Origin of the sequence: Psychrobacter sp. AOP7-A1-24, from assembly GCF_052376235.1 — a bacterium.
GTDB lineage: Bacteria > Pseudomonadota > Gammaproteobacteria > Pseudomonadales > Moraxellaceae > Psychrobacter.
On record NZ_JBQSVM010000007.1, the window covers coordinates 24,110 to 42,884 of the forward strand.

General features: G+C 41.9%; 17 protein-coding genes. 3 read left to right on the forward strand and 14 right to left on the reverse strand.

Going from position 1 to position 18,775, the window contains the following annotated elements; translation table 11 throughout:
* Positions 1-36 precede the first annotated feature (36 nt).
* The 6 genes from tsaE to ACT3QQ_RS04020 all read right to left on the reverse strand — a co-directional run bounded on the left by tsaE (position 37) and on the right by ACT3QQ_RS04020 (position 3,113).
* Positions 37-567: a tRNA (adenosine(37)-N6)-threonylcarbamoyltransferase complex ATPase subunit type 1 TsaE gene (gene tsaE, locus ACT3QQ_RS03995; RefSeq protein ID WP_444527007.1), complete on the reverse strand. Its 531-nt coding sequence runs from the start codon at positions 565-567 to the stop codon at positions 37-39.
* A complete protein-coding gene (locus ACT3QQ_RS04000; protein WP_444527008.1) occupies positions 567-1,187 on the reverse strand; it encodes a 6-pyruvoyl trahydropterin synthase family protein in 621 nt (206 codons plus the stop codon). Before ACT3QQ_RS04000 ends, tsaE begins: the two co-directional genes overlap by 1 nt.
* Before the next feature lie 272 nt (positions 1,188-1,459).
* Entirely contained in the window at positions 1,460-1,792 is a 333-nt protein-coding gene (locus tag ACT3QQ_RS04005) for a YnfA family protein (RefSeq protein ID WP_444527009.1), read from the reverse strand.
* Positions 1,793-1,929: 137 nt separating this feature from the next.
* Positions 1,930-2,391 carry a methyltransferase family protein gene (locus ACT3QQ_RS04010; protein WP_444527010.1) on the reverse strand — a complete coding sequence of 154 codons (462 nt, stop codon included), beginning with the start codon at positions 2,389-2,391 and terminating at the stop codon, positions 1,930-1,932.
* A gap of 184 nt (positions 2,392-2,575) precedes the next feature.
* Complete coding sequence (locus ACT3QQ_RS04015; RefSeq protein WP_444527011.1) at positions 2,576-2,782, reverse strand: hypothetical protein; 207 nt, start codon at positions 2,780-2,782, stop codon at positions 2,576-2,578.
* A complete protein-coding gene (locus tag ACT3QQ_RS04020) occupies positions 2,775-3,113 on the reverse strand; it encodes a DUF7822 domain-containing protein (RefSeq protein WP_444527012.1) in 339 nt (112 codons plus the stop codon). Before ACT3QQ_RS04020 ends, ACT3QQ_RS04015 begins: the two co-directional genes overlap by 8 nt.
* Positions 3,114-3,304: 191 nt before the next feature.
* Here ACT3QQ_RS04020 and htpX point away from each other — a divergent pair, with 191 nt between their 5' ends.
* Entirely contained in the window at positions 3,305-4,216 is a 912-nt protein-coding gene (gene htpX / locus ACT3QQ_RS04025) for a protease HtpX (protein ID WP_444527013.1), read from the forward strand.
* Positions 4,217-4,338: 122 nt separating this feature from the next.
* On the opposite strand, the gene ACT3QQ_RS04030 is transcribed toward htpX, so the two are convergent.
* The 4 genes from ACT3QQ_RS04030 to ACT3QQ_RS04045 form a co-directional block, all read right to left on the reverse strand.
* Positions 4,339-4,731, reverse strand: a complete 393-nt coding sequence (locus tag ACT3QQ_RS04030; RefSeq protein WP_444527014.1) for a GFA family protein — start codon at positions 4,729-4,731, stop codon at positions 4,339-4,341.
* Positions 4,732-4,935: 204 nt separating this feature from the next.
* Entirely contained in the window at positions 4,936-6,597 is a 1,662-nt protein-coding gene (locus tag ACT3QQ_RS04035) for an alpha/beta hydrolase (protein WP_444527015.1), read from the reverse strand.
* A gap of 254 nt (positions 6,598-6,851) precedes the next feature.
* Entirely contained in the window at positions 6,852-8,126 is a 1,275-nt protein-coding gene (locus ACT3QQ_RS04040) for a saccharopine dehydrogenase NADP-binding domain-containing protein (protein ID WP_444522700.1), read from the reverse strand.
* A 275-nt stretch (positions 8,127-8,401) separates the two neighbouring features.
* Positions 8,402-9,643 carry a carboxynorspermidine decarboxylase gene (locus ACT3QQ_RS04045; protein ID WP_444527016.1) on the reverse strand — a complete coding sequence of 414 codons (1,242 nt, stop codon included), beginning with the start codon at positions 9,641-9,643 and terminating at the stop codon, positions 8,402-8,404.
* A gap of 99 nt (positions 9,644-9,742) precedes the next feature.
* Between ACT3QQ_RS04045 and ACT3QQ_RS04050 the strand changes: the two genes are divergently transcribed.
* A complete protein-coding gene (locus tag ACT3QQ_RS04050) occupies positions 9,743-10,408 on the forward strand; it encodes a DUF924 family protein (protein WP_444527017.1) in 666 nt (221 codons plus the stop codon).
* Positions 10,409-10,543: 135 nt separating this feature from the next.
* On the opposite strand, the gene ACT3QQ_RS04055 is transcribed toward ACT3QQ_RS04050, so the two are convergent.
* The 3 genes from ACT3QQ_RS04055 to lpxB all read right to left on the reverse strand — a co-directional run bounded on the left by ACT3QQ_RS04055 (position 10,544) and on the right by lpxB (position 14,306).
* Positions 10,544-11,797 carry a CAP domain-containing protein gene (locus tag ACT3QQ_RS04055; protein ID WP_444527018.1) on the reverse strand — a complete coding sequence of 418 codons (1,254 nt, stop codon included), beginning with the start codon at positions 11,795-11,797 and terminating at the stop codon, positions 10,544-10,546.
* 291 nt (positions 11,798-12,088) lie between these two features.
* On the reverse strand, positions 12,089-12,967 hold the full coding sequence (locus ACT3QQ_RS04060; RefSeq protein WP_444527019.1) for a ribonuclease HII: 879 nt from the start codon (positions 12,965-12,967) through the stop codon (positions 12,089-12,091).
* A gap of 22 nt (positions 12,968-12,989) precedes the next feature.
* Positions 12,990-14,306, reverse strand: a complete 1,317-nt coding sequence (gene lpxB / locus ACT3QQ_RS04065; protein WP_444527020.1) for a lipid-A-disaccharide synthase — start codon at positions 14,304-14,306, stop codon at positions 12,990-12,992.
* Positions 14,307-14,735: 429 nt separating this feature from the next.
* Here lpxB and ACT3QQ_RS04070 point away from each other — a divergent pair, with 429 nt between their 5' ends.
* Positions 14,736-15,818 carry a 3-deoxy-7-phosphoheptulonate synthase gene (locus ACT3QQ_RS04070; RefSeq protein WP_444520901.1) on the forward strand — a complete coding sequence of 361 codons (1,083 nt, stop codon included), beginning with the start codon at positions 14,736-14,738 and terminating at the stop codon, positions 15,816-15,818.
* 98 nt (positions 15,819-15,916) lie between these two features.
* Here the strand turns inward: ACT3QQ_RS04070 and pepN are convergent, their stop codons facing one another.
* Positions 15,917-18,517: an aminopeptidase N gene (pepN, locus tag ACT3QQ_RS04075; protein WP_444527060.1), complete on the reverse strand. Its 2,601-nt coding sequence runs from the start codon at positions 18,515-18,517 to the stop codon at positions 15,917-15,919.
* Positions 18,518-18,775: the final 258 nt, after the last annotated feature.

The following is an 18,775-nucleotide window of genomic DNA, read 5'->3' on the forward strand; positions in this document are numbered from 1 at the left end:
GATGTCATATTTTAGAAGAGTAACAATTGATATAGTTTAGATAGTGAGCTGCGATAAGTCCAAAGCTTGTGCTTGACCTGATTTTGATAATCTTAGCTGCACTTGGCGTGCTTCATTACCATTGTCATCGCTTGCATTTTGGGTCATATCGATGAATAACGTGGGCGGTGGTAGATAGCTATCAGCCCGGCTCGCCCATTCAATAATGACTAAGGCTTCAGGCTCATCCAAATACTCATCGAATCCTATAAAAGACAACTCTTCAGGATCTTGCAGACGATATAAATCTGCATGATAGACTGGCTTAACACCCCCATCCTGTTGCTGAATACTATAAGGCTCAACCAAGGTATAGGTTGGGCTTTTCACTGCACCTGTATTACCAAGCGCTTGTAACCAGTAACGCGTCAACGTGGTTTTGCCCGCCCCCAAGTCACCTGCCAGCCATACACTTCCTGTAAGTGGCAATAAAGCTAATTGCTCAGCCAATGATTGAGTATCTTGCTCAGACGCTAGGGTCAGAGTCTTTAAGTATTTACCGTTTTCTATAGATTGACCATCACACATCAGATTGAACCTGCTTGTACTTGCTCTGTTTGTACCTGCATGGTCACGGTTGGATTTGTAAAGCTTTCGCCGCCCATCAGCTTGGCATACAGCTCGGAGTCAGTCCACTCAGCGCGAACTTGCTCACTAAATTCAAAGTCCTCTAAAACCAATTTACCCATTTGATCGTTTGCGACATCATCAGCAAAGCACTGTGCATACCCTGTCGCCGTCTCATGGGCGATTACTGAGTACACGCACACATCTGCTTCACCATTTTGCATTTGTGTCTGGCGCAGTATTTCTTGCGCCCAAAAGAATATCACTCGTGAAAACTGCTCTGCCGATGGTGAAACTGGCAAACTTATCCAACGTGCGCTAAATTTCTTACACGCTGCGACATACTCAGGATCATCTTTGTTCCAGAAGCAAATAGCATGATCAAAGCTATCAATAATATCTTTGATCGAAGATTTTAGCAGACCAAAGTCATAAACCATTTGCCCATGGTCTAAACGAGTGGCCTCTAAAATCAGCTCAATCTGATAACTGTGACCATGAATCGAGTGCTTACAACGCTCAGAGCTACAGTTACGAACGATATGAGCATTTTCAAATTTGAATAGTTTACGAATACGCATAATAATTTGACCAAAACAGCAAGCACTATGGTGCTAAATGTTAATAAATAAGAGTTTACCGCGTTTATGAGTCGGTTTATGATCTATTATAGCAAATCGCTATGTATCCGTAAGTAAGCACTTATTAATACAATGATTGATTGAACGAATTAACTGATAACCTATAGTTATCCGTACTAACCGTTTAGTTGGTATTTTTTTGATTGGTCATCGGCTTTTATAAGTACTACATTTTTAACCAGATACTGTTTTGACTTAAGCTTCGGTTTTAATCAAGCTCCACGCGGTGCAAACATAATAATCGCCATTCCTAACAATGCAACTACTGAACCCAATATATCCCATGTGGTTGGTCGTATGCCATTGACCGTCCACAACCATAAAATCGCCATACATATATACACACCACCATATGCAGCATAGACCCTACCCGCAGCAGTCGGATGTAACGACAGCAGCCAGACAAACGCAACCAGACTAAGCGCACCAGGTATCAGCAGCCAGATTGATTTGCCTTCTCGTAGCCATAGATAAGGCAGATAACACCCTGCAATCTCAGCCAATGCAGTAAGCGCAAACAGCCCAAAGGTTTTTAATTCTGTCAAAACTTACTCTTCCTTACCCGACATTCCTTAATAGTGGTAAAACTTGTTAAATATTATACGGCGTTATCAGAAACCAGTACTCTATCATTATAGCCGTACAATCGAACACCCTACCTCGACTGAATACTCTATAAGCTTTATATCCATCTGCGTACTCTAGATAGATAAGCCTGATATTCTCTACCAAATTTTTGTGCCATCATTTTTTCTTCTGGCTGTATTTGAAAGCGCGTCATATAAATCATAAAAACAGGCACTAGTATAAATGGTAAAAAATGAGACAGATAAAAAGCCCAGCCTAATAGAATAAACACTAATCCTAAATACATTGGGTTGCGAGTATATCGATAAATACCATTTGTCACTAGGTTTGTAGCTTTTTCGGGCGTATGCGGATTCACGGTGGTTTGTGCTTTTTTAAATTGAGCCACACCCATGACCCCACTGCATAACCCTATAATACTCAAACCAATCGCCAGCGTATTTGATCTATCAAAATCGAACTGTAAACTAACTATAGTTTTAGAAGCACCATACATAACAGCTGCTGTAATAATAACTTGCGCTACAGGTGGGATTTTGAGCTCTAGAGCGTTCATGATTAGGCCTTTTTTATTTCTATTAAGTATTGTGGTTGTATTAAACGCAGCATGCTAACAAGCAAATATTTTCAAACCTATTCATAATATTTTTGCATTTTTTAAATGCTTAACCTTGGTCATGTTCAGAAAAATCAAAGTACAAAATATTCGACCAAAGCCCCAGAGCAAGACTAAAGATAGCTTAGTCTAATTTATTCGCAGACAATGCCTTCGCGGGTGTTGGACGGCGGCCAAACAGTTTTGCCAATAAGCCAATAGGTCTTGGTTGTTCGTTCATGACTTTGGCAGGTGGCAACAGTGACTGATATGCCGCCTCTATCTCAGGCTGCAGATTCTGTACTTGATTGAGCAGTGCCAGATTTTGCGCTTCTATTGGCGTCTCACTCATAGAAAAAAATCTCGCCACACTCTAAAATAAAATACTGATTTTGGTTCTCTGGCATTCTTAAGAACTCAAGCGCTTCTGTAATTGGAGCCTGAGCAGCAGGTAGCGTAATAGCTGCTAAAAATGCTTCAAGATTTTGCACACCGCTGGCATAATCTCCAATAAGAGCAATCTTTTCAGGGTTATCCCAAATCAATGATAGACAGGCTTGCGGATTACCAGAGAGTAACACCTTAAAGACAATTGGAATATCATAGTTATATTCTGATATGCCAGTTAACACACGGCTGCTATCATTTTGATTTGCTTCGGGAATAGTGTTAGTTGAATACAAAACAAATAACTACGGTTCGCCATAATAATCACTTCAGTTTATAATAAAATTAATCGCTATACGCTGTTTTGACTCTTAGTTTACAGCAGTGGCATCCGTTCAATATAATTTAAATACAACTATAGCAAACAAACCTCTTAGAGAGTGCTCTATCGAGGCCATACCGACACTTTACATAGGAAGTTCGCGTCATGATGCGCATTGGATTATTTTTGTTGACCAACTTAGCAGTGATTGTGGTATTTAGCATTGTGTTTGGTATTTTATCGAGGTTTTTTGGCATTGGTGGTGTACATACGGCAGGCGGACTTAATTATGTTAGCCTTGCCATTATGTGCGGCATCTACGGTATGGTTGGCTCGATGATATCGCTATTTTTGTCAAAGTGGATGGCTAAGAGATCAACCGGTACGGTCGTCATAGAATCCCCACGTAACGCTACTGAGCAATGGCTGGTCGATACGGTAGCCAAACAAGCAAAATCGGTAAGTATCGGTATGCCTGAAGTCGGTATTTTTAATAATTCTCAGCCAAATGCTTTTGCGACTGGTTGGAATAAGAACAAAGCGCTGGTGGCGGTATCGTCTGGTCTACTACAGAATATGAATCAAGAGGAAGTCGAGGCCGTATTGGCACACGAGATTGGTCATGTAGCCAATGGCGACATGGTAACCTTAGCCCTCATTCAAGGGGTAGTCAATGCGTTTGTGATGTTCTTTGCTCGTATTGTCGGTAATTTCGTGGACCGTGCTGTGTTTAAAAACACCAGTGATCGCCCAGGTATTGGCTATTTCATTACCAGTATTGTGATGGATATTCTGCTTGGGTTTTTGGCGTCTGCCATCGTGATGTGGTTTTCACGTTTACGTGAGTTTCATGCGGATCAAATGGGCGCAAAACTTGCTAGCCGCGAAAAAATGATCAGTGCGCTTGATGCGCTTCGCCCCTCTGCACAGCGCCCCGACCAAATGCCTGAGAGTATGAAAGCGTTTGCAATCTCGTCAGGACAAACGCAAGGCTTTAGTATTGCAAACCTATTCCGCTCACACCCAACGCTGGATGACCGTATTGCGGCGTTGCGAGAATATAATTCTAGTAAATAGAGATAACCAGACTCTTTGTGCACTGCCACACAGAGTTCAGCCTACTAAAACTACTATTATGAAATACTATTTGTTATTCAGAACTATTATAAACAACAAATATTAAGCTAATTATAAATAGCTCACTGACCTTCTGAGTACTGCTCCATATCTTCATATTCAAGCCACGGCAGATCGTGTGACATCCAAATATGAGATTCAGGTTTTATTTTAGGGTCATCATCCAATGTTGCCACACGAAGAACAATATGTGACTGTGCAGGTCTTTGAGCCATTAAATGAGAACCACAACACTTACAGAAGTGACGGAATTTTCCTGCTGATGATTCATAGGTAGAAATAAACTCCTCTCCTCTGAGCCAACGAAAATTATCACGTTGAATACCTGCTACTGTGGCAAATGCTGCTGCATGAGCTTTACGGCAAGTATGACAATGACAGTGAACAATAGGCATATCCAAGGAATCCACTTCATAAATAATTTTTCGACATAAACAGCTTCCTTTAATTGCCATAGAAATGCTTCCTTTTTCATTAATAGCAGACGTAAGTATAAATTGATGAGCTATTTTTCAAACCTGCAAGTTAAAGCTCATTCAAAAAAAGCTCATTCGAAAGTAGTTAATCGCAGTAGGTAACAACAATAACATAATATCACCGCTAGCCCTGACAGTAGCGGCTATCCTGCCATAGCCGCTAGATTATATAAGACATAGATATTACTTCTCTTCCTCAGACCCAAAAAGCGATATCAAGCCATCCCCGATAATTCCTCGCCAAGAAAAGTAATCATGCCCTGCACCATACTCTTCATAACGAGTGTCATATCCTTTTGCCAACAGCACATCACGTAGATGACGATTGGTTCCCAATATACCGTTGCTACTACTATCACCACGAGCCGTTTCAAACACGCCAGCACTCAAAAATAACCGAACAGGTACTTTATCCATTCTGATAACTTCAGACGCCACAAAGTGCTTATCATCTGCTGTTTGCTCCTTTGGCTTCCACCAATAAGACCCAGACATAGAAATGACGTTGCCAAATATAACAGGATGACGTAGCGCAATCGTCGTCGCAGCCAATCCACCATAGCTAGACCCTGCAATCACCGTTCTATCTTTTGGTATCGCTCTCGGTAGTTTTTTATTTACCTGTGGCACCAACTCATTAGCCATGACATCTGCAAATACTGGATTGGCAGGTAACTCACGCGCACGAGCATCTCTATCAGGATTGCTAATAAATACCGCTGTTACTGGTGGGATTTTGCCTTCTATAATCAGATTATCCAATATCGTTGGTAGCTCCACTGTATCGATATAAGACTCAGCATCAAAGATATACAACAACACTTCATCCCCTGCTGTATTACTATTTATAGAAGGCGTATAAACAGTAATGTCACGGGTATTGCCTAATGTCGCACTGGTAAATTTAAAAGTAGACAACTCGCCTTTAGGGGTTTCTTTTTGCACATCTACCCAAGGCCTTTTTGGCACGCCTTCTAAGGTAACAGTAGATTTGGTTGTGTACTTGTCAATTGCTGAACGAGGCCATGGATGGTGATTATAGGGATCAGCTTGAGCCACAGCTCTTATCGCTACTCTACGTGCAAATCCAGATTCTGGTGGTTGAGGCACATTAAACGCTATCTGATAAGAAAAATGGGTATCTTTTGGCACCACAAAACTCTTATACCAAACATCAGAATCAGCTAGCTGTTGTAGCGACTCGTGATTGTTAGAAGGTGCGCCTAAAAGTTTTACGTTGTCGTAACTGCCCTGCGCCAAGAACGTCATCACAGTACCAGCAGCAGTATCTTCAACGAGCGGTGTGCCTAATACCTCTACATCCGCCCAAAAACTATCGCTACTCTGTCCTTTTGTCAGCGACTCACGTAATGCTGTTACTTTTGGACTGAGTAACGTGTCAGAGCTTTCTAAAGCACTTTCTAAATTCTGTTCTTCTAAACTGATACGTTGCTCAAGCACTACTTGGTATGCACCTGATCCGGACAAGCGCCATGTCGCATCGCAGTTTTCTGCCACTAAATAAAAATTTTGCTTACCACTCTTATGATCAATTAAACGGCGCGATACTGTTCCTGTAGCATCTATGACATCCATCGTCATCACATCACTACTCTCTACATACCCAGTCAAATAGTCACCCGTCTCGCAAGGAACATTGATATCCAGTGGCTGAGGTTTGGTATTATTTTTTTCACTGCTAGGATGATTTAGTTCACCTTCTAGAGGACTTTCAATCGTTAACATCGCTGTCTCCAAACCAAATGCCGAAAATGACGTCGAATATAACAAACAAGTGAATCCTGCTGTAACCCATTTTTTAGAGAAAAATCGTGCGTATGTCATCCACTGCTCCTAACTTTATTTACTGACAAACCTCTAACCTCCACCGTTACAAGATGTCTAGCAAATGATACAAAGGTGCAATACTAGCGTACTTTTCCTATAAATGATATTGAAAATCATTATCATTTAAACCCTATAACACTTAATGAACTAACAATAATTCATCTTTTCTTAGTTTCGAGCATGTAAAAACGAAAAAAGCCCACCTGACTTAATTAAAGTCAGATGGGCTTGAGAACAGATACGACGACTAATTAAATATCAAACTCAAGCGCTCTATCACCATTCTCATCTTTGATACGAGTTGGCAAACCAATCTTATTCAACAGATTGATCAATGGTTTAGCATCTAGTTCTTCAACGTTAACCATTTTACCAGCATCCCATTCGCCAGTCGCAACCAACATAGCAGCAGCAACAGGTGGTACACCTGCGGTATAAGAGATACCTTGGCTACCAACTTCATTGTACGCATCTTTATGATCTGAGACATTGTAGATAAATACTTCAGTCTCAACGCCATTGATCTTGCCTTTGACTTTGTCACCAATGCAGGTCTTGCCCGTATAGTTCGGTGCAAGCGAGCTTGGATCTGGTAATACTGCTTTGACGACTTTTAGCGGTACTACTTCTTGACCTTCAGCAGTCATTACTGGCTGCTCAGACAGCAACCCTAAACTTTGTAGCACAGTGAAGACATTAATGTAGTGCTCACCAAAGCCCATCCAAAAGCGAATGTTTGGTACATCTAGATTGGCTGATAATGAGTGGATCTCGTCATGACCGCTTAAGTAGCTATTTTGTTCACCAACCACTGGTAAATCGTCCGTACGTTTGACTTCAAACATTTTGTTGGACTGCCACTTGCTATCTTGCCAAGAGTAAACCGTACCAGTGAACTCACGGAAATTAATCTCTGGGTCAAAGTTGGTCGCAAAGTATTTGCCATGGCTACCTGCATTGATATCGATGATGTCAATATCAGTCACAGATCCTGCATCCATCATGTCATAGCCAAGACGCGCATAAGCGTTGACCATACCAGGATCAAACCCTGCACCTAAAATAGCAGTAACATTGTTGTCTGCACAGCGGTCTTTGCGTTGCCACTCATAGTTGTTGTACCACGGCGGTGTCTCACAAATCTTGTGTGGATCTTCATGAATGGCCGTATCTATGTAGGCAGTACCCGTCTCAATGCAGGCTTCTAGTACGGTCATATTGATAAATGCCGAGCCAACATTAATAAGTATTTGAATTTCAGTGTCTTGTATTAGCTGCACAAGTGCTTGGCTATCCATGGCATCGACTTGATGCGTGTGCAAGACCGCAGCTTGCTTAAAGCTGTCTTTTTCTTTTACGCTTTGGGCGATGGCATCACATTTGTCTTTGGTACGCGAGGCGATATGAATCTCACCAAGCACATCGTTGTGCATTGCACATTTATGCGCGACTACTTGAGCGACACCGCCTGCTCCGATGATCAGTACGTCTTTTTTGTTGGACTTAGCTTGTTGGTTTGTGTTCAATGAACAATCCTCCTTTGGGTCCCTGTCGATACCATCGATAGTGGCTATGCAAAACAGAAACGAGTGAATGATATGCGTGAATTAAAAAGGAAGACCGAGGAAAACCCACGCACCCGTCGGGCAAACAATACTCCGTTATTTGCCCGAGGCGATTATAACAATTTTTATTCCTTTATCGGTAAAAAATAATGTATCAATAGCAGATACCTTTAAATCACCCATTATTGAGACTAAGCCTTTGTTTTTTAATGTAGAAAAGACATGAAAATATCGCGTTAAGACAAGCTGGCTTTATAGTCTTGATAGTCAAATTCGCGCTGGATATCGATACTGCCATCCAAACGGCGAATGACAATCGCTGGCATGTTAACACCATTGAACCAGTTTTTCTTTACCATCGTATAACCAGCTGCATTACCAAAGCTAATCTGATCGCCTATCTGTAAATTATCTGGCAAATCATATTCACCAAAGATATCGCCTGCTAAGCAAGAGCGACCATAAATAATAGTATTGCCTGCCGATTCAGCATTAGCTTTAGAAGGTACGGCTTCCGCAGGATTACCTATCGGCGCGATATTGGTAGCGGTATGGTTAATCGCAGCAATCGGTGCGGACTCACGATAAATCAATAAATCCAGCATATGCGCTTCGATAGAAGCATCAACGACTGCTAGGTTTTTTTCATTATGCATGGTATCTAACACGGTGGTCACCAACGTGCCTGCGCCATGAATACTGGCTTCTCCCGGCTCAAGGTACACTTGCACGCCATAGGTTTCACTAAATGATTTTAATCTGTCAGCGAGCTTCTCTAGTGGATAATCAGGCGCGATAAAGTGAATGCCACCGCCCAAGCTCACCCACTCAAGCTGTGCTAATACATCACCAAATCTTTCTTCGATATCAGCCAAGCTTTCGCTAAAGGCTTCAAAGCTATCATTTTCGCAGTTGTTATGAATCATGACGCCAGTGATATCACCAAGTACCGCTGCAATTTTCTCTTTATCGTGCTCACCCAGACGGCTAAAGGGACGCGCAGGATCAGCAATTAAAAACGATGAGTTGCTGGTCTTAGGGTTGAGTCGTAGACCTACGGGTATATTTTGCGCGGCGGCTTGCGCGCTAAAAGCGTTAAGCTGAGAGATGGAGTTAAAGATGATTTTATCCGCATAGTTCAATACTTCAGGGATTTCATCTGCACTATAGGCAACGCTATAAGCATGGGTTTCTTTTTTATCGCTGCTATTGGCATCATCGTTATTACCAAAGGTTTCATAGCCCAATCTGACTTCGTTCAGTGAAGACGAAGTCGTACCATGCAGATAAGGCTGCATCACATCGAAAACACCCCATGTGGCAAAGCATTTTAGTGCTAGCAATGCTTTTGCATCAGACAACTCACATAGCCTAGCGATGATTTTCATATTGGCAACGATGGCCGCTTCATCAAGCACATAGTAAGGCGTTGGTGGCAATGATGCGTTGGTAGAATTCTCTAGATTTTTTGCATTCATAATAGATTACCTAATAGAAACCCTGCTGTTGGTATCTTGACAGACAGATATAAATATTTGCGCTATAGTAGACTAAATTCATTATAATTAGAATATCTTATGTCACTTTCAACCGATTATTCCACCTCAGCCAGTCAATCTCATTCATCACAATTGGATCCTGAAAACATAGATTTGACGTATCTAGATCCTGATGCGCGCGCCGTGCTGGATTTTTGGTTTGATAAAAGCAATGAAGCTTATTGGTTTGAACAAAACGATCGTTTTGATAAGCAGATACAAGATAAGTTTGGCAGTATTTGGCACGAAGCCAAACAAGGCGAATGTGTCACTTGGCGTATCGCAGAGTCTTCGTTGGATGGTAATAGTTCGATAACAGCATTGGCAGGACGCTTAGCAGAAATTATTGTGCTCGATCAGTTTTCACGCAATTTATGTCGTGGACAAGCAAGTGCATTTGCGCAAGATGGTATGGCCTTAGCACTGGCGCAAGAAGCCATTCAACAGCCTTATTTTGATACTCTACCGATGCAATGGCGTAGATTTATTATCATACCGTTCATGCATTCCGAGTCAGCCATGATTCATAAGCGTTATTTGCCATTGTTTGAACAATTGGATGATGCCAATACGCTAGATTTTGAACATCGTCATAAACAAATTATCGATCAATTTGGTCGTTACCCACATCGTAATGATATATTGAATCGTATCTCAACCGAAGATGAAAAGAGCTTTTTAAAACAGCCTAACTCATCGTTTTAGAATACATTTCTCATATTACATGAAGATAGTCAAAGTTATTACACAAAAAATTATCACATAAAAATAAGGGCTGAATCATATTACTGGTTCAGACCTTTTTTTTACGATAGAGAGTTAGAATGTATTAGACACTTATTAGTAATTTACCTTACCAGTGGTAAACGTAAATGACTGCTGCTCTAATGTTTTATCGTCCACCAAAATATCAAAACTGACCTTATATTTACTATTACCATGAAGTCCACAATTGCCACCTTTATTACTACCTGACTCACAGCTTTTGAGTGCATCAGTTAATGGCAAAATAAATGCTTCATTCGTTGGTAGTGCGTAATTCGTACCTTCGTACGGATCATTGTCAAAATCAAGCAGTTGAATCGGTACATCTATATTGCGCTGCACATCATGAAATTTGACGTTGTTGATCTTAACTTTATCAGCGGATGGCATATTGATATAAACTGGCTGTCCGATAGGATCAGTACGTAAATTGCGTCCAGAGCCTCTGACTGGATTTGGTGTTTCGTTATACAGCGCTGTGACTGTCCCGCTTACATCTTGACATGGGTACGTAAAAACACCTTCAAGCGTTTTATTTGCCGTGGTTTTGGTCGCTGCAGCATTGCTGACTAAAACATAGCCTTTATTGTTAGTCGCACTTTTGCCATTAGGTGTATAGGTCACCATACCTGTTCCTACTACGTCTGAGGTTGGCAACATCAAAGAACGCAGGTGATACGGTGCTGACAACAACGACTTTGCCATAGAACTTGCTACGACCTCTGTATTAGAAAAATTGCCCGCCGAACTATAATAGACAGACTGGGCAATATTTTCCGTAACACCATATTGCGAGTTGCCATAGTCCGCATTGATCAATCGATCTGCCAGATCTAATCCACTGAAAAAAGGGTTTTTGGTGCCTGTCGCACTAGCAATATTAGTTATTTCATTTTCGAAGTGCGCATTAAAACTAATTGGTGAGCTGTTCGCAAATACATACTTTATATAGTTCGCGTGCTGAATAGCCAGATCGTCTAGTTCTGTATCAACGGATAGACCGTTTAGACCACAGCTGGTTCTTGCTAGACTAAACTGATTATTCGCACCTAATGCTGCTTGTATATTGTTATCAGCTGACCCATTACCACCAGCGTTAGGAATACCATCGCTTGGCTCGTCACCCTGACTAGTAGGTGTCGCTATAATCGGAGCAGAAATAATAGGTTCTGATGTTGTCGGCTTGGCAGCTTCATCATTTTGTGAACTGTCTGGTGTATTAGCAGACGTAGAGCCACTATCAGAATCGTCACCGCCTCCACAAGCGCTAAGAAACATCGTCAAGAATAGCACTGCCGCAATATTTTTTTGAGAAGTATAAGAAGTCATCGCCCATCCTATAAAATAATAACCTGTTTGTGAAAAGCAATGAGAATAAAAACCAGCTAAAGGATTGTTAGTAACTGATTTGACAGTGTTTTATTTCTATAAATATCTATTGTATTATAGAAAATGAACTTTTGCTGATTATTTTGTAAAAAACCTGTTACTCGCTGATTGCAAGTAACAGGTTTTTTTTAGATTTATAAATCAATACTAGGCTTAGACTATTTTTAAGGAAGACAAACCATCTATAAATCACTCTTTTTTGGTATCTGCTATACAGTCACTTGTTTATAGCTACTGTACGTCTAAAGCTTTTCTCACTGGTGCAAAACTACGTCTATGCGTTGGCAAGACCCCATGTTTTTCAATTGCCTCCATGTGCGCGCGCGTCGGATAACCTTTATGTTTGGCAATGTTGTATTCTGGATATTGAGCATCCAGTGCATACATAGTTTGGTCACGACTTACTTTTGCCAATATACTGGCTGCAGCGATACTAGTATGGCGCGCATCCCCTTTTACCCACGCTTGGCAGTCAATCGCAGATGACGCTACCTCTAGTTTGTTAAAGCTATTATAATTCAGGTCAGGACAACGATTTCCATCAAACAGTACTTCAACTTTCAATTGATCGAGCGACATACTTTTATCATTTCCAGCTATCAAGAAATTTGCAAAAATCACGTCTAATAATGACTCAGTACACAAGCGCATACCGAGCATTGTTGCTTGTAGAATATTTACTTGGTCAATCACTGCGGCTGGTATATCAGCAATGATATAGCCAATAGCATGTTCCTGAACCAATGGATAAAGGATATCTCGCTTTTTTTCACTCAGTTTTTTGGAATCTGTCAGTATCGACAACGGCGTTTCTTTGAGCGGTTGTTCTTCAATTAATCCTGACCAAGTCGCCGGTAATATTGCCGCTGCCACATTAACGCTACCTAATAATGGTCCACGTCCTGCTTCATCAACGCCAATCTGTAGTATTGATTGATTTGTCTTTTGGCCATTATTAGCCAAATACTCATTTAGCAACTCAGAGGTATTGATTTGCCCACATAAGTGTATGGGCGTGGCTAGCTGAACATATTGCCCTTTGACATCAATGTGTTCAATCTTGATGTCAATTTTTTGAACTGCTCTTTCTGTACTGTGTTGAATATGCATAATATTAGACGGTCTTTTTCATTTAATTAGGATTGACGTTAGTCGTATTTTGGATAAACCATTGCTCAATCACACTGTTTGCAGGCTCATGGTTACTTTGCTGTTGTAACGACTGCTTTGTCACTAATAAATCGTGTAATTGCTCGGCATAAGCGCGTGGTTGCAGCAAACGCATGACGGTTCGGCAAATATTGTCACCGCTCGCCTGCTCTTGAATCAGCTCAGGTACAATTGGCGCATTAGCCAATATATTAGGCAATGCCACATACGGTACTTTTACCAGACGCTTGGCAATTTGATAAGTCAGCTGATTTAATTGATAGACCACTACCATCGGCCGTTCAAGCAACATTGCCTCCAGCGTTGCTGTCCCAGATGCCAGCATCACGATGTCTGATGCCGCCATGGCATGTTGGCTAAATTCTGGCTGGGTATCATCGTAGACCACTACAATTGCTGCACGCAGCTGCTCTGAGCGTTGGTCGATAACCTCTTGTACGATATATTGATGGTTTTGATCGACCGTTGGAATGATGAAGCACAGCTTAGGATCTAATAGGATTAACTTTTGAATACCATCAAGCATCAATGGCAAAATAGCCGTAATTTCACCGCGCCTAGAGCCTGGCATCACACAAATAAGCTGACTCACATCATCAAAGCGTTCAATAAAAAACTGCTGCAGTCCATCATTGTGCCAGACCAACTCACTACGACGTTGATTGATTGGTATATCAATCAACGTCTGATCAATGGTTCGTAGTAATGGATGGCCCACACAGATCGCCGGATGGTTATGTCGCTTGTAAACTGGCAACTCAAACGGGAATAGGCATAGCACTAGATTGGTCGCCGCTTTAATATTATGAATACGTGACTCGCGCCATGCCCAGATAGATGGACTGACGTACTGCACACAGAACACGCCTTGGGGCTTTAGTTTTTTGGATACTCGTAAATTAAAATCGGGCGCATCGATACCGACGAACCAATCAATACTAGCGGCTTTAAATGCACTCAGTAGCTCACGGCGCGCTTTGAGCAAATCTGGTAGCTGCGACATCACTTCTACCAGCCCCATCACTGCTAGTCGCTCTAATGGGAAAATACTCTGTAACCCTTGTGCTTGCATCTTTGTACCGCCTACGCCCACCCAGACAATATCATCACGTAGATTATTCATTTGCCGCATAAAATCTGCGCCTAAGCTATCACCAGATACTTCACCTGCGACGATACCTATCACTAGTGATGTGGCTTTTACATTTGGTAGTTGAAGATCCGTCTCAGCTTGATGAATGAGGTCAGTATGGTGATGAGACGTAGCAGAATCTGTCATGACAAGCTCTCGATATTAGAAATATACAAAATAAAATAAACCGTTATTATAAAATATAACGTAATAAATCAGTGATAGGTTTTGACGGACAATGTGCGCACCCATCCGTACTATTTTAATGCTATGGTTTTGACGACCTATCGCTAATGTTGCCATCATACTTGACGATGATACAAATAGCGAAATTCACACATAAAATCTGAGTGTTATGCATAAAAAACTCAAGCAACTCTTATTAATAGATAGAAAAACCAAATGCTAAACGTGCATTTAGAACGTCAAACATCACACTAAGTCTCTATAAGTATAACTAAGCTTTGTTTTCCACATTCCAGTTATCAGTCAATTAACTGCTCGACTACCCTTGTCAACCAACACTTTTGTCCGCATAATGAATGTTCCTATAAATCAGCTAGACGATATATAACCATGACAACATCAGTTACCCATAATGCAGATATTGACGACGTGAATATTGAAAAATTTATTCCTTTGATTACCCCCGCCGAGCTAAAATCCGAGCTGCCTTTATCAGACGACGCGTATAACACCGTACTAAAAGGTCGTAATACTATTCAAGATATCTTGGATGGTAAAGACAAGCGTCTGTTTGTGGTCATTGGCCCCTGCTCTATTCATGATATTAAAGCCGCTCACGAATATGCCGATCGTTTGGCCGTATTGGCAAAAGAAATAGAAGACAGTGTATTTGTGGTTATGCGTGTTTACTTCGAAAAACCTCGCACGACAGTTGGCTGGAAAGGCATGATCAACGATCCTGACATGAATGACAGCTTTGATATAGAAAAAGGCTTGCGCACAGCTCGTAAATTGCTACTTGATCTGAACGAAAAAGGCTTGCCTTGTGCGACTGAAGCACTTGATCCAAATACGCCGCAATACATGCAAGATCTCATCAGCTGGTCAGCTATTGGCGCACGTACCACTGAGAGCCAAACGCATCGTGAAATGAGCTCAGGTTTGTCATGTCCAGTTGGCTTTAAGAACGGTACTGATGGCGGTATGACGGTTGCTGTAAATGCCATGCAAGCGGTTAAAGAAGGTCATAGCTTCTTAGGTCTATCGTCAGATGGTAAAGTCTCTATCATCAAATCTAAAGGTAACCCTTACGCGCACGTGGTACTTCGCGGTGGCAATGGCAAGCCTAACTATGATGAAACTGCAGTTGCTCAAGTTGAAAATGAGCTGGCAAAAGGCAAAACCAATAGCAAGATTATGATTGATTCAAGCCATGCCAACTCAGGTAAAGATCCTTACCTACAACCGATGGTTATTAAAAACGTTGCCGAGCAAATTCAAAATGGCAATAAATCAATTATCGGTATGATGATTGAAAGTCATTTAAAAGGTGGCAATCAAAAATTGACTGCTGATTTGAGTCAGCTTGAGTATGGCAAATCGATCACCGATGGCTGTCTAGATTGGGATAGCACTGTTACAGCATTACGCGAATTGCGTGATATGGTAAAAGATGTACTGCCGAATCGCTAATAGCTATTAGCGATAGTTTGTTGTTAAGCACATAAATAAAAAGCCCCTTTTGCATTAATGCAAAAGGGGCTTTTTATTTATGAACATACTGCTCTCAGTTAACTCTTTGCAGCACCTAACACACTCTCTAAGCTTTCCAGCACATGCTTAGATGAGACATTCTTTTGTAAATCTATCAGCTGCTCTTGCGCCATTTGACGGCGAGGCTCAGCCAATGTATTCCAGCGCGCTAATACTTGCAGTAAGCGCGACGCTAGTACAGGATTAGCATCATCTAATTTCTGAATCACGCCTGTATACATCTCTAGACCCTCTGCCGTCCAAAGTACCGTCGGTTGCGAGCTAAAGGCACTGATCACTGAACGAACACGGTTGGGCGTATTCCAATCAAAGTCTGTATGATTCAGTAGCAACTTGACCATGTCAGGCGCCACATCATCAGCGGCAGCTTGTACACTGAACCACAAATCGATAACCAGATCATTTGCTTGGAAACGCTCATAGAAGTCCGCTAAGTACTTACCTGCATCTACCAATTGATGATTGACCATGGCCTTCAATGCACCGAAGCGCTCAGTCATACAGCTCGCATTTTCATACTGCTGCTGTGCCCAGTCGGCCGCATCATCCACATTGGCAGTCAACGCCATATCAAGCACAACATTACGTAGCGCACGAATGCCTCGAGCTTCAGCGCTGTCCTCATAAGACTGCATTGGCAAGTTGTTGTATAGCTCAGCCCATTGCTCTTTTAACTTGTCAGCTACTTGCTTGTATAACCTATCGCGCTGCTCTTTAACCAGCACTGGATCGTAGTTTTTAGAAATAGCAGAAGCTAACTCTTGCGCTGATGGAATATCAAGCAATCGTGCCGCTAGCATGGCATCGTCAGCCGCTAAGACAGGCAATGTCTGCGCCAATGCTTCTAAATATACATCAGGGCTGCTCTTCGTACCTTGTCCTTGCAGCAAAATACGATTGACCAGCATTTGGGTTACTTGCCAGCGGTTAAACCCATTGGTTTCGTGCTTAAGCAAAAATGCCAAATCTGCATCTTGGTAGTCGTAATTGAGCTGTACTGGCGCGCTAAAATCACGTAGTAAAGACACGACAGGCTCGCTTACAACATTTTCAAAGACAAAAGTCTGCGTTGCCTCATTAAGCAATAACATACGCTCAGCAACGATAGCGCCTGAGTTTTTGTCAAATAGTGCCGTTGCTACGGGTATCGGCAATGGCTTTGGCGCATCGAAGCCTTTCACGTGGCGTGTCTGCTGATTCAGAGTAATGGTCAGCGTCTGCGCGGCGCTATCGTAGGTTTGAGAGCCTGATACCACTGGCGTACCAGGTTGACGATACCAATCAATGAAATTCTCTATTTTATCATCAGTGATACTAAGTGCTGATAAGAAGTCCTCAACTGTTACCGCTTGTCCATCATAACGACGAAAATATTCATCGGTACCTTTGCGGAAATCATCTGGCCCTAACGTATTGGCAATCATACGCACAATTTCAGCGCCTTTTTCATAGACAGTCGTCGTATAAAAATTATTAATCTCAACAAAGCTCTCTGGACGCACTGGATGTGCTAATGGACCTGCATCTTCGCTGAATTGATGAGCACGTAGAGTCGCTACGTCATCGATACGCTGTACCGCACTTGACTGCTGATCTGCTGAAAATGACTGATCACGATAAACGGTAAAACCTTCTTTCAAGCACAGCTGAAACCAATCACGGCAGGTGATACGGTTACCAGTCCAATTATGAAAATACTCATGAGCGATAATGGCTTTTACACTAAAGCTGCGTGCATCGGTGGTCGTCTCAGGGCTAGATAACACACAAGCGGTGTTAAAAATATTCAGACCTTTATTTTCCATCGCACCCATATTGAATTGGCTGACCGCTACTATCATATAGCGATCCAAATCATAGGCCCGCCCGTAATTAACCTCATCCCACTTCATAGCATCTTTTAAAGCCTGCATACCGACATCGCATTTATCAATATCAGCAGACTTGGCATACAACTCAAGCAATACTTCGCGGCCTTCGCTAGTCGTATAAGAATCTGTCAATACATCTAAATCAGCAACCACACAGGCAAATAGATAACTTGGCTTATTGGTCGGATCGTGCCAGATGGCATAATGACGGTCGGGCGCATCGGTCACCTCACCCGCTTCAACTAAGTTACCATTGGCCAATAACGTCGGATAACGCTTGTCTGCCTCAAGTCGCGTGGTAAATATCGCTAGCACATCAGGGCGGTCTGGATAAAAAGTTATCTTACGAAAACCCTCTGGCTCGCACTGAGTCACGAACATCGTGTCGTCACCACTACCAGCCATATATAAACCTTCAAGCGCCGTATTAGTCTGTGGGCAGATGCGCACTTGAATATCTAGAGTAGCTCGCTCAGGGGCGTCATAAATCGTTAGCTTGCCTGCTTCCTGCTGATAATTTTCAGTGGTCAACGTCTTACCGTTCATCGCAATCGTTAGCAGCTCTAATGACTCACCAAATAAAACAATGTCCCCTGCTGTTTGGCGTACCATCTCAAGCGTACTGTCTACCTGCGCATAGTCTTCAAATAGCTTAATATCTAGATGTACTGTCTCGACATCAAAACTTGGTTTCGTATAGTCTTTTAGATTAATCTTGCTTGGTGCATGAGGCGGCACATCTGGCATTTCAGGGTTGATGATTTGTGCATCAGTTTCAGCAGTAGACATATGGTGTCCTATTATTATTGGAGATTTGGTTATAAGTTATTTTTACTGACAATGAAGTGTCATTTCGCTATTTTGTAAGATTTTAGCGTAAATAAAGGCTTTATCTGGATGCCAATCACATAAACTCGCTATATAGACAAAACTTGATAGCTAATCTTAAGCTGACTTCTATTACTAAATTGACTTTATCGTTGGGCTCGCTTATAGCTAGATTGA

Bases quoted from the DNA above. Each gene is read 5' to 3' on its own strand.
- tsaE (WP_444527007.1), bottom strand. From the start codon at position 567: ATGTGTGATGGTCAATCTATAGAAAACGGTAAATACTTAAAGACTCTG.
- ACT3QQ_RS04000 (WP_444527008.1), bottom strand. From the start codon at position 1,187: ATGCGTATTCGTAAACTATTCAAATTTGAAAATGCTCATATCGTTCGT.
- ACT3QQ_RS04010 (WP_444527010.1), bottom strand. From the start codon at position 2,391: ATGAACGCTCTAGAGCTCAAAATCCCACCTGTAGCGCAAGTTATTATT.
- ACT3QQ_RS04015 (WP_444527011.1), bottom strand. From the start codon at position 2,782: ATGAGTGAGACGCCAATAGAAGCGCAAAATCTGGCACTGCTCAATCAA.
- htpX (WP_444527013.1), top strand. From the start codon at position 3,305: ATGATGCGCATTGGATTATTTTTGTTGACCAACTTAGCAGTGATTGTG.
- ACT3QQ_RS04030 (WP_444527014.1), bottom strand. From the start codon at position 4,731: ATGGCAATTAAAGGAAGCTGTTTATGTCGAAAAATTATTTATGAAGTG.
- ACT3QQ_RS04035 (WP_444527015.1), bottom strand. From the start codon at position 6,597: ATGACATACGCACGATTTTTCTCTAAAAAATGGGTTACAGCAGGATTC.
- ACT3QQ_RS04045 (WP_444527016.1), bottom strand. From the start codon at position 9,643: ATGAATGCAAAAAATCTAGAGAATTCTACCAACGCATCATTGCCACCA.
- ACT3QQ_RS04050 (WP_444527017.1), top strand. From the start codon at position 9,743: ATGTCACTTTCAACCGATTATTCCACCTCAGCCAGTCAATCTCATTCA.
- ACT3QQ_RS04055 (WP_444527018.1), bottom strand. From the start codon at position 11,797: ATGACTTCTTATACTTCTCAAAAAAATATTGCGGCAGTGCTATTCTTG.
- ACT3QQ_RS04060 (WP_444527019.1), bottom strand. From the start codon at position 12,967: ATGCATATTCAACACAGTACAGAAAGAGCAGTTCAAAAAATTGACATC.
- lpxB (WP_444527020.1), bottom strand. From the start codon at position 14,306: ATGACAGATTCTGCTACGTCTCATCACCATACTGACCTCATTCATCAA.
- ACT3QQ_RS04070 (WP_444520901.1), top strand. From the start codon at position 14,736: ATGACAACATCAGTTACCCATAATGCAGATATTGACGACGTGAATATT.
- pepN (WP_444527060.1), bottom strand. From the start codon at position 18,517: ATGCCAGATGTGCCGCCTCATGCACCAAGCAAGATTAATCTAAAAGAC.